This is a genomic window from Psychrobacter sp. NPDC064578 (genome assembly GCF_044901245.1).
GTDB lineage: Bacteria > Pseudomonadota > Gammaproteobacteria > Pseudomonadales > Moraxellaceae > Psychrobacter > Psychrobacter cibarius_C.
Window position 1 is genome coordinate 142,092 of the sequence record NZ_JBJDPI010000004.1, and the last position, 13,168, is coordinate 155,259.

Sequence of the window (13,168 nt, forward strand, 5' to 3'; positions counted from 1 at the left end):
GTATTAATTAATGTTAACTGAGATGTCAAATCCCGCAAGGCGCATCAATAGAGGCAATGACACCGCCGCCCAAACAAACCTCATCGACATAAAACACCGCTGACTGACCTGGCGTCACTGCACGTTGCGGCGCATCAAATATCACTCGTACTTCTAAACCTTTATCATCAACAGCAAACACTCGGCACGCTTGGTCTGGCTGACGGTAGCGCGATTTTGCCATACAACGTAAGCCGTCTTCGCTAAATATATCTGCAGGCGGTAAACCATCGACCCAATCGAGCTTATAAGCTTGCAGCTCATTACTCAGCATCATGGGATGCTCATGACCTTGTCCAACGATCAAACGGTTGTTGTCCAAGTCTTTTGCCAATACAAACCAAGGCTCTTCTGGGCGATCTTTGACACCGCCGATACCGATACCGCCACGCTGTCCTAAGGTGTAATACATTAAACCATCGTGTTGACCGATAATGTGACCATCATCCGTGACGATGTCGCCTTTTTGTGCCGGCAAGTACTGTTGTAAAAAGTCTTTAAAACGGCGCTCACCAATAAAGCAAATACCCGTTGAATCCTTTTTATTGGCGGTAATAAGATCATGTTCTTCAGCGATTTGACGTACCACTGGTTTTTCAAGCTCACCCACTGGGAACAGCGTCTTAGCGATTTTATCGCCGCCAACCGCATGTAAAAAGTAACTTTGGTCTTTATTGTTATCAAGCCCGCGTAACAGCTGCGCAACCTCAGTGCCATTAGCATTCGTATAGTTCATACTACGGCGCGTGTAGTGACCGGTGGCGATATAATCTGCACCCAGCGTCAAAGCATAGTCTAAAAACGCTTTAAACTTGATTTCTTTGTTGCACAAAATATCGGGATTGGGCGTACGACCCGCTTTGTATTCTGCTAAAAAATGCTCAAAAACCCGATCCCAATATTCCATGGCAAAATTGGCTGTGTGTAGCTTCATACCGATTTTGTCACATACCGCTTGTGCGTCCGCTAGATCGTCCATTGCCGTACAGTATTCGGTGCCGTCATCTTCTTCCCAGTTCTTCATAAACAGACCTTCGACTTTAAAGCCTGCTTGTTGAAGTAAAACGGCTGATACAGAAGAATCAACGCCACCTGACATACCGACAATCACGTGCTTGGCGCTAGGATTCTCGATATCGGCAAGTGTTAATGGACGATGAGGCGTAAAAGATTCAGAAACGGCTATGCTTGAGGTATCTTGTATGGCTGACATAAAGCGGCTCAACTATTTGTACGTTCTCCAAAATAGATATTGACGCTAAAAATTATGCCATTGCTACAATAGGTAGTCTTAGCAGAACGACGTCAGCTTATCTTTTGGATCTGGTATTATGATAAAATAAACGTCATATTATACCAGTTAATTGAAACTGGTGGCGACCGATGGTGTCTAGACATTGGTAAAATCGCTTTAGAAATTTAGATAGTGGTTTTGAATTATTTTAATCACGTTTCACTCATCTTGGAATAATAATGATAAAAATTGGTCAAGGTATCGACGTTCACGCTTTTCACAATAATGGTCAGCAGCAGCAATATGTGGTGCTAGCAGGTGTGCCTATTGAACACACGCACAGTTTGCTAGCACACTCTGATGGAGATGTGGTGCTGCATGCGCTTGCTGATGCACTGCTCGGCGCATTGGCGCTTGGCGATATCGGTCAGCATTTTCCTGATACAGATGCTGCCCATGCAGGGTTGGACTCGCGGGTGCTGCTACGTTATGTCTACAGTAAAGTGCAAGAGGCTGGTTATAGTCTAGGCAACGCTGATATCACTGTGATGTGTGAGCGTCCAAAGCTGGCACCGCACAGTCAAGCCATGCGTGATAATATTGCCAGTGATTTGCAGACGGCGGTCAATAATATCAGCGTTAAAGCCACTACCACTGAAAAGTTAGGCTTTACCGGTCGGCAAGAGGGCATTATGGCCAATGCCGTGGTATTATTAGTCCCTAATGTTGTCGAATCTAGATAGCTTGGATCGGGTGCCATCGCTGCTTGAGCACTCCGAGTCATATTGACTTGGGGAGTTGAGCGTAGATTTTATATATAGAGTCTATAGAGTTGTACTTGTAATACCGTGGCGCTTGCCCCATGTATCAGCCATCTCTTTTCTCAATCATTTTGTAATATCAATCACTGTTTTCAATGAACCGCTTTATCAATAGGAGCTTTTATGAGTGAGCAAACCCCAAATACTGCTGCAAACGACGTTGAACAATTGATCCGTGATCAAATCCGTGACAATAAAGTTATTATTTACATGAAAGGAACGCCGCAATTCCCGCAGTGTGGCTTTTCTGCTAAATCGATTGAAGTTCTTACTCAAATTGGTCGCCCATTTGCGTTTGTAAATATTTTAGAAAACCCAGAAATCCGTGCTACTTTGCCAAAAGTCGCCAATTGGCCGACTTTTCCACAGTTGTGGATTGATGGCGAATTGATGGGCGGATCAGACATCATTTTACAAATGTATCAATCAGGCGAGCTTAAGCCATTGGTTGAAGCAAACAGCCCTGCTGCTTAATACTTGAGAGTATGCTTTGGATGTCTTTGATATTCAAATAAACTTGATAAGATAAAGCACAGTAAACCCAAATGGTCAGTTAATGGCTATTTGGGTTTTTTATTGTCTTTACGCTTTAGTATCTTTATGCTTCGTTGTTTTTATCGAATTTACCCCCATATAGTGTGCAAGATATCAGCGATATAAATAATAATTATCATACGAGTAAGAGATTTTTATGAATAATCAAGCAACGGAACAGCCGGACGTGCAAAAAGAAGCTGCTGAGCAAGCGGTAATCGAAAAACGCCGTGAGCATTTAAAAAATGAATCCACGCGTATCATTGAAATTGCTGGCAATGAGCCACATTCAGCGCTGAAATGTATTCATCAGCTTAGCGTGGCAGGCGGCGCAACAGAAGCCACTTATATTGCGATTGAGCAGCGTATCGTTGCGGATCAAGATTCTGCGGGCGCTTATCATTTGGCATTATTGGCACAGAATACGCCAGATTTGCCCATTGATGCGCGTCAACTTATCGAGATGGTCGTTAATAAAGGCGATAACCAGCAGCGTTTGGCATTGCTAAAAAACTTGCTGCTACCGCCAGTGGACATGATTAAAGAGCAAATTTTGGCCAGTAATGATGGCGATGCCATTGGCTTGATGAATGCTTATTTACAGATCAATCCAGAAGGTTATGGCAGTCAGCATATGCTGAGCAGTGGTCAATCAGATCAAATCGTACCGCTGAGCCCTGGTAACTAGGCGCTAGTTACTAAGTTTAAAAATGATGCTTAACACTTAATGTAAATAGTTTCTACTGCGGCGTTTTTTAAGTATCAAAAAATTGTTATAATGATGGGTTAACAATCCAATATCTAGCGGCTTTTCCAAGTCGTTAACTTTTTAAATCCGACTGACGTTTATTTGCTGATGACCATGCTATTTAGCCATAAAATTCTGGTAATAATAGTTTTTGGCTAAAAGCGGCGTTATGAGTCAAGTGAGGCGTATATGCAATACCCAAAAAATTACGACGTGGTAGTGATCGGTGGTGGTCATGCTGGCACAGAAGCTGCTTTGGCAGCCGCACGTATGGGCGCGCAGACCTTGCTGTTGACACATAATATTGAGACGCTTGGGCAAATGAGCTGTAATCCAGCAATTGGTGGTATCGGCAAATCCCATCTGGTGCGTGAGATTGATGCGCTTGGCGGGGCAATGGCACTGGCAACGGATAAATCGGGTATCCAGTTTCGAGTGCTTAATAGTCGTAAAGGGGCAGCAGTACGTGCCACACGCGCGCAAGCGGATCGTATTCTTTATAAAGCCGCCATTCGCCATACGCTTGAGAATCAGCCAAATCTTGATATATTTCAACAAGCGGCTGATGATATCTTAGTTGAAAATGGTCGTGCGACGGCAGTGGTTACTGCAACGGGTATTATCTTTAATACGCAAACGGTGGTACTGACATCAGGAACGTTCTTGGGCGGTGTTATTCATATTGGTCTCGAAAGCTCAAAAGGTGGTCGCGCAGGCGATCAACCTTCTATCAAGTTGGCAGATCGTTTGCGTGAGCTTAAGCTGCCAGTCGGTCGTCTAAAGACAGGTACGCCTGCGCGTATCGATGCGCGTAGCGTTGATTTTAGTGTGATGACCGTACAGCCGGGCGACACGCCGCTACCTGTTATGAGTTATATGGGTGATGTGTCTATGCATCCTGAGCAGGTCAATTGCTACATCACGCATACCAATGCGCGCACGCATGACATCATCCGTGAAAACCTCGATCGTTCACCGATGTTCTCTGGCAAAATCGAAGGGGTAGGTCCGCGTTATTGTCCATCTATCGAAGACAAGATTCATCGTTTTGCGGATAAAGACAGCCATCAGATATTTATCGAGCCAGAAGGTTTGACGACACATGAGCTATATCCAAATGGTATCTCAACGAGTTTGCCGTTTGATGTGCAGTTAGAGTTTATTCATAGTATGAAAGGCTTAGAAAACGCGCATATCACCCGTCCAGGCTACGCGATTGAGTATGATTATTTTGATCCGCAAAACCTAAAGCCAACGCTCGAGACCAAATCTATCGATCGTCTTTACTTCGCTGGACAGATTAATGGTACAACTGGTTATGAAGAGGCTGGCGTACAGGGTTTGCTAGCAGGTACTAATGCGGCATTGGTTACGACTAATAATAGTGAGTTTGAAACGTGGACACCGCGCCGTGATGAAGCCTATCTTGGCGTGCTCGTTGATGATTTGATTACCCATGGTACGACTGAGCCATATCGTATGTTTACGAGTCGTGCAGAATATCGTCTATTATTACGTGAAGACAATGCAGATCAACGCCTAACTGAAACAGGTCGCAAGCTTGGTCTAGTAGATGATGTGCGCTGGCAGGCTTACCAACAAAAAATGGAAGCCATTGCCACGGAGACCTCACGTCTCAAAGATATGTGGGCAACCCCTGCTAATACGTTGGGCAAAAAAGTCACAGAGCAAACGGGCGAGGTGCTGTCAAAAGAATCAACTGCTTTTGATTTGCTCAAGCGTCCGCAGATTCATTTTGCTGATATCGCTGCCATCACTGATTCGCAAGTCGATGCGCAAGTGGGTGAGCAGATAGAGATTTCTGTCAAATACGCAGGCTATATTGACCGTCAGCAAGAAGACATTGATCAGATGAAGCGCCTAGAAAATACAGCGCTGCCACTGGACTTTGATTATAGTGTGGTATCAGGCTTATCAAATGAGATTGTACAGAAATTGACACAAGTACGTCCTGCGACGCTTGCCCAAGCTGGACGTGTTAGCGGTGTGACGCCTGCTGCCATTCAATTATTAGCTATGACGGTGAAAAAACATAAAAAAGCAAAAGCTGCGCTAGATTCATAATAGTAGTATAACTAGTATAACTAGTATAACTAGTATAACTAGTATAACTAGTATAACTAGTATAACTAGTATAACAAAAGCCCATAATGATATATCATTATGGGCTTTTGTTTGTTAAAAATACAGCCGCTGTTAAAAGAAAATAGAGCAGGCGCTTGTCTTACTTGCTATTTTGTCTCTATACTAGGTTAGAAAACTTAATGATTACTTGTCAATTTATCTCGCTGATGTCCATATTATGATGGGCTTGTCAACGAATTGAGCCTATTTATGATTGATGCTATTGTCTTTGCTATTACCATTGTCTTGCCCAACCTTGCCTTAATGTGGTTGGGTTTTTTTATGCAGAGACGCGGTGAGGCGAGCCAGACTTTTATTGATCAAGCATCGAGCTTTGTCTTTAATTACTGTTTACCCTGTTTGCTTTTTTTTAGCGTCGTTGATAGTGATGTCGATTACAGCAAACAAATCACGCTGATAGTGGCTGGTATTCTGGTGACATTCATCTTGTTTATAGGTGCAGAGATTTATGCCAAATATTTTGTGAGCAAACCGGCTGATCAAGGGGTGTTTGTACAAGGAATATTTCGGAGTAATATGGCTATTATTGGACTGGCAACGGTTGCTAATGCCTACGGAGAACGTGGCTTAAGCATCGGCGCTGTCTATATGGGTGTGGTGACGATACTGTTTAATATCTTAGCGGTTATCACTCTCAGCCGTGTGTCCAAAAGTGTGGATGATACTTGGCTCAGTCGCAGTACCATGATTATCAAAAAGCTATTTACCAACCCACTGATTATCGCATTGGTAGCAGCATTTGCTTATAAGGCATCACCACTGCCGCCTATTACAGGTGTGATTCATACGACTGGCGATCTACTGGCCGCAGTGGCATTGCCCTTAGCATTGATTTGCGCCGGTGCCAGTATTGATTTGAAGTCGATGTTGCACCCTTCAGGGCTATCCATGCAGGCGAGTATCGGACGTATTATCGTTGCGCCATTGATTGCCATCGCTATTGGATTGGGATTTGGTCTATCAGGTGTGCATATGGGTGTGTTGTTTTTGATGGCAGCCTCACCAACAGCCGCCGCCAGCTATGTAATGGCAAAGGCCATGGGTGGCAATGATGTGTTAGCTGCTAATATTTTGGCTTTTACCACCGTCGTAGGTATGTTTGGAATGGCGATTGGTGCGGCAACATTACGCGGGTTAGGATTAATGTAGTAGCCGTTTGGCGTGATAAAACATGTTCTAATAATAAATCTATAAATAGGAGTACTCAAATTGCAATTACTAAACCAAGCAATCGTGACCGAACATCTCAATATGCAATCTGCCATTGGGGCGATAGAAGCATTGTTACATCAACAGGCAGCGCATCCCAATTGGATCAAAGCGCCTGAACGTTTGGTCATTGAAACTTTTAGTGAAGATGACACTCATCGCTCAGGTTCGCATTTATCAATGCCTGCGACGATTTATGATGGTAAGAACGAGTATACCGCCGTAAAATTGGTCACCATTTGTCCTGATAATCCGAGCCGAAATTTACCAACCACAACGGCGATTATTACCGTGTCAAACAATGATACTGGTGAGATATTGGCAATTATGGATGGGGTTTATATTACCCAAGTACGTACGGCGGCATTGTCAGGCATTGCGACCAAATATATGGCAAACGCTGACTGTCAAAGTGTGGCGGTGGTCGGTTGTGGCGGCATGGCTTATGAGCAATTACATGCGGTAATGACAGTACGTCCTGAGATTAAAACAGTATATTTATGGAATAGAAGCAGGGAAGGCGCTGAGATTTTTAAAGTAAAATTTACTCGTGATTATCCGCAATGGGACGTTACTATAACGGTTTGCGAAAATATCAATGATGCTATCCGTGATGCAGATGTTATTAATGTCGCAACCCGCGCAACAGAAGGTTTGTTTGATCTCGACCATATTAAATCTGATGTACACATCAACGCAGTCGGCGCCTATCAGCCTTCAATGAAAGAGATAAGCAATGATGTCATTGCAAACAGTCGCATGGTCGTTGTCGATGATTTGGTTGGCAGTCGTCATGAAGCGGGTGATTTAATCCAAGCTCACGATAATGTCGATTGTGCATGGACATGGGACGATCTGAGTGGTGACTTACAAGCGCTAGTCACAGGGGCGCTACAAGAAAAAACCGCTAAGTCTAATAATGGTGTTACGTTATTTAAATCGGTTGGTGCAGCCAGTTTTGATGCAGCAGTCGCTCTATATGTCGCACAACAAGCCGCCCAAAAAAATCTTGGCTCATCAGTTGAATGGTAATGCCATTCACAGTGACCGTACGTAAAGATTGCTGTATTTTTATTATGTAGCAAGCCAAAAAAAGCCCTCTTTCTAAATAAGAAAAGAGGGCTTTTTACATTGCTTTAAACGTTCAACTAATACGCCCCTAGCATGTTTTTAGAGCGGTTATTAACTTAGATTGTCTTTATTGCGTTGGTCTTCGCGCCGCTGCTTACGTTTTGGGCTGGTGCGGTAGGTCAAATAACCACCGACAGCCATCACCGCCAGAAAGGCAACAATGTACATAAATATTGATGAGCCAATAAGCAGTGAGGCACCGATAATAGGAGTTGCATCCATGTCAAACATCCAGCTAAGGTTTATCAATAATTATGCAAGTGTCTGATTTCATTGTAAAGTAAATAAATTTAACTCAGGTGTAAGTTCCAGTGAACGCATGCGCGCTGCCTGATCGTAAACGTTAGCCGTCACAATCAGCTCGTCTGACTGATACTGGGCAAGGAATGCCGCCAGTCTCGGTTTGACAGTTTCTACAGAACCGATGAATGACACTGACAATGCGCTATCCACCATCATTTTTTCAGCAGGGCTCCAGATACTGTCCATATCGTGAGTAGGTTTCGGCATTTGACCTGTTTCACCACGGCGCAAGCGTACGAAACTTTGCTGCGCAGAGGTAAAATGATACTGTGCAGTAGCATCGTCATCGGCGAGTAATAAATTGGCTGCCAGCATGACATAAGGCTTATCTAAATAGGCTGATGGTCTGAACTGTTCACGATAAGCTGTAATCGCTTGCCCAAGCATTTGCGGTGCAAAGTGTGAGGCAAACACATAAGGAAGTCCTAGATGCGCCGCTAACGTAGCCCCAAAAAGAGAAGAGCCTAATATCCAGATAGGAACGTTTGACTTTGCCCCAGGAAATGCCTGTACTGGGCTATTATCTGTACCGTTCCCTAAAAAGTACATCAATTCTTGGACGTCTTGCGGAAAGCGATCAGCATCTTGCATCTGACGGCGTAGTGCCTGAAAGGTTGCGCTATCAGTACCCGGCGCACGACCCAGCCCTAAATCTACGCGATCACCATATAATGCCTGCAAAGTGCCAAATTGCTCAGCGATGACGAGAGGTGCATGGTTCGGAAGCATCACACCACCAGCACCAATACGTATATGCTTGGTTTGGCTGCCGATATGCGCTAGTAGTACTGACGTCGCTGCGCTGGCGATGCCCGGCATATTGTGATGCTCTGCCATCCAATAACGGTTTAAGCCGACTTTTTCTGCTTGCTGTGCTGTCTCAACCGTTTGGGCAATGCCTTCAGCGATGGTTTTACCTTCAGGCACGGGTGCTAGATCTAAAAAGGATAAGGGAATAGCGTTACTCATAAATCACCTGTTTTTATGATGCCGCCTTTCAACGACATGGTTATATTGGTATTTGATTCTAGTTATAAAAGAGACTAGCGACAGCAATGATGAACTAGCACCTCAAGAATCTAGTGCTAATTCAATATTGCTGTAACTAGTCGTTCAATAGTTCATATAATGGGGCGGTTCTATTGAATATAAAGGTCAGAAATTAAGACGATAACAAATCTTAATAATGGGGTAGCGTTATAAGAATCACATGCGCGCCAGTCGATTTTGAGTAGAAATAAGAATAGAAAATGGCATCATTATCTGTTGATAATGATGCCATTGATGTTTAGTGAAAATATGAATGAATGGTTCTTTACTGGCTAAATTGTTTTTGACACAGTTCCATAAATGCTCGACCATACTGACGAATTTCTGCATCATCACGTACCGCCATCCAACTGGTAAAGCGCCCAAAGTGATCCACTGGTATCGCGGTTAAATTTTGATAGTGACTTGGTTCAAACGCCATCTCTGCGATAATGCCGATACCCAAGCCCAAACCTACATAAGTACTAATTACATCAGCATCGAGTGCTGCTAGCACGATATCTGGTTCCAATCCTGCTTCTTCAAAAGTTTTGTCAATCGCACCGCGCCCCGTAAAGCCACCGTGATAGGTCACAATCGGATAGCTGGCGAGGGTCGGCAAATCCACAGACTCGTGATTGGCCAGTTCGTGATCGCTTGGCACAATGACGCGATGCGTCCAGTCATAATAGCGATAGCAGCGTAAATAATTGTTATGAAGTAAAGACTCGGTTGCAATGCCAATATCCGCCTGCCCGCGAATGACCATCTGCGCGATGGTCTCTGGATCTGCTTGTTGTAGTATTAGGTTGACTTTGGGGAAACGCTCTTTAAACTCTTTGACGACTTGCGGCAATACATATCGCGCTTGCGTGTGAGTGGTGGCAATCGTCAGCGTGCCAATATTCGGATTATTAAAATCGAGACTTAGGTTTTCAATCGTACGGATTTCGGCGAAGATAGATTCGATATGCGGCATTAGTGCTGTGCCCATGGTCGTAAGACCCGTTAGGCGTTTGCCTTGACGGACGAATACTTCCGTTTTGAGCTGATTTTCAAGTGCCGCAATATGTTTTGATAGGCTAGATTGACTGGTGTGCAGTACGGTCGCCGCCTGACTTAAGTTATAGCCATTAATCACCGTATGCCATACTGTCTCCAACTGCTTGAGCTGAATCTGTAAATGCCGCTGATTGACCACTACGTCGATTGCCATAACTAAATCCTATTGTATAAATATACAAACCCTGTCTGTATACAAAAGTGAAAATGTACAAATATGCAGTAAGAAGGTAGTGTAAAACAAAGTGTTTATTCTTGTATATACTTAATGGTTATCTATTTATATTTATTTGGAATATAGAATAAGTCGTTTGTCCGTTGCTAGAAGCAAACCATTACAATAAAAAAGCCCTCGATTAAAGAGGGCTTTTTTAAGATAAAGGCGTATCTATTTCAGTGGGTTTTAGCGAAAAAGATCCGCATTCATCACTTTATTCCAAGCATTTACAAAGTCATGAACGAATTTTTCTAGGTTATCGTCTTGTGCGTAAAGCTCAGCGTAAGCGCGTAGTATGGAGTTTGAGCCAAACACTAGGTCTACGCGGCTGGCTTGCCATTTTACATTGCCAGTAGCACGCTCACGCACTTCATAGAGAGCAGGGGCGTCATTATTGTCTGTCTTAACGGGATGCCAAGAATAGCTCATGTCTGTCAAGTTCACAAAGAAGTCATTGCTAAGTGTCCCAGCACGCTCAGTAAAGATCCCTTGTTGGCTCTGAGCGTAGTTGGTATCCAAGACACGCATACCACCGATTAAAACGACCATTTCGGGTGCAGTCAAGCCCATCAGCTGAGTACGATCTAATAGCATCTCTTCAGGTGATATGGCATAGCTGCCTTTGATCCAGTTACGGTAGCCATCATGTCGTGGCTCTAAATCAGAGAAGCTTTCTGTGTCAGTCATCTCATCGCTCGCATCGCCACGACCCGCATCGAATGGCACTTCAATTTGAATGCCTGCATTAGCTGCTGCTTTTTCAATGGCGGTGTTACCAGCGAGTACCACTAAATCTGCGATGCTGACGTCTTTATCAAAGTTCGTTTGAATGTCAGTGAGCGCCTCAAGTACGCGAGCCAATTGCTCAGGCTCATTACCTAGCCAGTCTTTTTGCGGGGCTAAACGAATGCGTGCACCATTGGCGCCGCCGCGATAGTCTGAGGCGCGGAATGTACGAGCGCTATCCCAAGCGGTAATAATAAATTCGCGATGGTCGATACCACTGCCTAGTATCTGTGCTTTTAAGATTGCAATATCATCAGCGCTCAGATTAACATTGCCTTGTGGAATTGGATCCTGCCAAGTGAAGTCCTCGCTTGGCACATCCGCCCCTAAATAGCGAGATTTTGGCCCCAAATCACGATGGGTAAGCTTAAACCAAGCTTTTGCAAATACTTCATCGAAATATTCTGGATTTTGAAGAAAGTTCTCTGAAATTTTACGGTAAGCAGGGTCTTTAATCATTGCCATATCAGCGTCGGTCATGATTGGGTTGCGGCGTACACTTGGATCATGTGCATCCAAAGGACGATCTTCTTCCTTGATATCGATAGGCTCCCACTGCCAAGCACCAGCAGGACTCTTAGTCAGTGCCCACTCATGATTTAACAGTAATTCAAAATACTCATGATCCCATTGGGTTGGATGCGTGGTCCATGCGCCCTCGATACCACTTGAGACGGTATCGCCAGCATTGCCTGTGCCTTTAGGGTTGCGCCAACCTAGACCTTGCTCTTTGATGTCAGCCGCTTCTGGCTCATCTTCTAATAAGGTAGCGTCACCATTACCATGACATTTACCAACCGTGTGACCACCAGCCGTCAAGGCGACCGTTTCTTCATCATTCATTGACATGCGAGCAAAAGTGGTGCAGATGTCTTGTGCTGTTTTGATTGGATCAGGGTTGCCATCGACACCTTCTGGGTTGACGTAGATCAAGCCCATTTGCACAGCGGCTAAAGGATTCTCTAGCGATTCACGCTTATCATCATCTTCATAACGATTTTTAGTAGCAGCAAGCCATTCACGCTCAGAACCCCAATAGATATCTTTTTCTGGATGCCAAATATCAGCGCGTCCACCAGCAAAACCTAACGTCTTAAAGCCCATAGATTCATAAGCCATATTACCCGCTAGGATCATCAAATCTGCCCAAGAAAGTTTATTACCATACTTTTTCTTGATCGGCCATAATAGACGACGTGCTTTGTCCAAGTTGACATTGTCCGGCCAACTGTTTAATGGCGCAAAGCGTTGATTACCAGTGTTAGAACCACCGCGCCCGTCAGAGCGTCGATAAGTACCAGCAGAATGCCAAGCCATACGAATCATCAACCCACCATAATGACCCCAATCTGCTGGCCACCATGCCTGTGACTCAGTCATTAGATCTTTTAAATCTTGCTTGACGCCTTCTAAATCTAATTGCTTAAAGGCTTCTGCATAATCAAAGTCAGGACCCATTGGATTGGTTTTGTGATCCTGCTAATGCAAGGTATCTAAGTTTAAGCTATTCGGCCACCAGTCGGTTGCTGCCGAGGCGTTCGTAGTATGTGCTTGGTGCATGACAGGACAGCCGCCCATACTATGGCGCTGCGGTGCGTGCGTCTGATCAACGTTTTCACTGTGAATCGTCGGGCCTTGGTCGTCACCTTGATCATACGTTGTGTTGGTTGGTACATCATTGTTGCTACCTTCGTGATTTACGGGGCAACCAGCGGTATCTTGCGCTGTATTTTTGTCAGTTGGGGTGTTGGTTGAATCAGACATAGTAAAACTCCTAGGCTATGATAATAAAAAGAACGAATAGTTAATCGAGATAATCATTGTCTATACAAAGAGCATAACGAAGCACTGTATATTTATAAAACTAATATATAAGAATTATAAGTTTT

Annotated in this window: 10 protein-coding genes and 1 pseudogene; 6 read left to right on the forward strand and 5 right to left on the reverse strand. The window is 44.2% G+C overall.

All coding sequences use genetic code 11. The annotated features are described in order from the left end of the window. Nucleotides 1-25: 25 nt before the first annotated feature. Complete coding sequence (gene mnmA, locus ACI2JM_RS05920; protein WP_404642828.1) at nucleotides 26-1,252, reverse strand: tRNA 2-thiouridine(34) synthase MnmA; 1,227 nt, start codon at nucleotides 1,250-1,252, stop codon at nucleotides 26-28. A gap of 260 nt (nucleotides 1,253-1,512) precedes the next feature. Between mnmA and ispF the strand changes: the two genes are divergently transcribed. The 6 genes from ispF (at nucleotide 1,513) to ACI2JM_RS05950 (ending at nucleotide 7,783) form a co-directional block, all read left to right on the forward strand. Further along, nucleotides 1,513-2,016, forward strand: coding sequence for a 2-C-methyl-D-erythritol 2,4-cyclodiphosphate synthase (gene ispF / locus ACI2JM_RS05925; RefSeq protein ID WP_045446213.1), 504 nt, complete (start codon nucleotides 1,513-1,515; stop codon nucleotides 2,014-2,016). A 201-nt stretch (nucleotides 2,017-2,217) separates the two neighbouring features. Next, nucleotides 2,218-2,568 carry a Grx4 family monothiol glutaredoxin gene (gene grxD / locus ACI2JM_RS05930; RefSeq protein ID WP_045446215.1) on the forward strand — a complete coding sequence of 117 codons (351 nt, stop codon included), beginning with the start codon at nucleotides 2,218-2,220 and terminating at the stop codon, nucleotides 2,566-2,568. A 217-nt stretch (nucleotides 2,569-2,785) separates the two neighbouring features. Then, nucleotides 2,786-3,316, forward strand: coding sequence for a hypothetical protein (locus ACI2JM_RS05935; protein WP_404642831.1), 531 nt, complete (start codon nucleotides 2,786-2,788; stop codon nucleotides 3,314-3,316). Between the two features lie 249 nt (nucleotides 3,317-3,565). Continuing rightward, nucleotides 3,566-5,461 carry a tRNA uridine-5-carboxymethylaminomethyl(34) synthesis enzyme MnmG gene (gene mnmG / locus ACI2JM_RS05940; protein WP_404642833.1) on the forward strand — a complete coding sequence of 632 codons (1,896 nt, stop codon included), beginning with the start codon at nucleotides 3,566-3,568 and terminating at the stop codon, nucleotides 5,459-5,461. Nucleotides 5,462-5,731: 270 nt separating this feature from the next. Further along, nucleotides 5,732-6,691 carry an AEC family transporter gene (locus tag ACI2JM_RS05945; protein WP_404642835.1) on the forward strand — a complete coding sequence of 320 codons (960 nt, stop codon included), beginning with the start codon at nucleotides 5,732-5,734 and terminating at the stop codon, nucleotides 6,689-6,691. A 60-nt stretch (nucleotides 6,692-6,751) separates the two neighbouring features. After that, nucleotides 6,752-7,783 carry an ornithine cyclodeaminase family protein gene (locus tag ACI2JM_RS05950; RefSeq protein ID WP_404642837.1) on the forward strand — a complete coding sequence of 344 codons (1,032 nt, stop codon included), beginning with the start codon at nucleotides 6,752-6,754 and terminating at the stop codon, nucleotides 7,781-7,783. 150 nt (nucleotides 7,784-7,933) lie between these two features. Here ACI2JM_RS05950 and ACI2JM_RS05955 read toward each other — a convergent pair whose 3' ends face one another. The 4 genes and pseudogenes from ACI2JM_RS05955 to katG all read right to left on the reverse strand — a co-directional run bounded on the left by ACI2JM_RS05955 (nucleotide 7,934) and on the right by katG (nucleotide 12,857). Then, entirely contained in the window at nucleotides 7,934-8,104 is a 171-nt protein-coding gene (locus ACI2JM_RS05955) for a hypothetical protein (protein WP_404642839.1), read from the reverse strand. A gap of 48 nt (nucleotides 8,105-8,152) precedes the next feature. Then, nucleotides 8,153-9,154, reverse strand: a complete 1,002-nt coding sequence (locus ACI2JM_RS05960) for an LLM class flavin-dependent oxidoreductase (RefSeq protein WP_404642841.1) — start codon at nucleotides 9,152-9,154, stop codon at nucleotides 8,153-8,155. A 346-nt stretch (nucleotides 9,155-9,500) separates the two neighbouring features. Next, the gene (locus ACI2JM_RS05965) at nucleotides 9,501-10,430 is read right to left on the reverse strand and encodes a LysR substrate-binding domain-containing protein (RefSeq protein WP_045446223.1); all 930 of its coding nucleotides are present in this window, start codon (nucleotides 10,428-10,430) and stop codon (nucleotides 9,501-9,503) included. Between the two features lie 249 nt (nucleotides 10,431-10,679). Further along, a pseudogene (gene katG, locus ACI2JM_RS05970) lies at nucleotides 10,680-12,857 on the reverse strand (catalase/peroxidase HPI). Nucleotides 12,858-13,168: the final 311 nt, after the last annotated feature.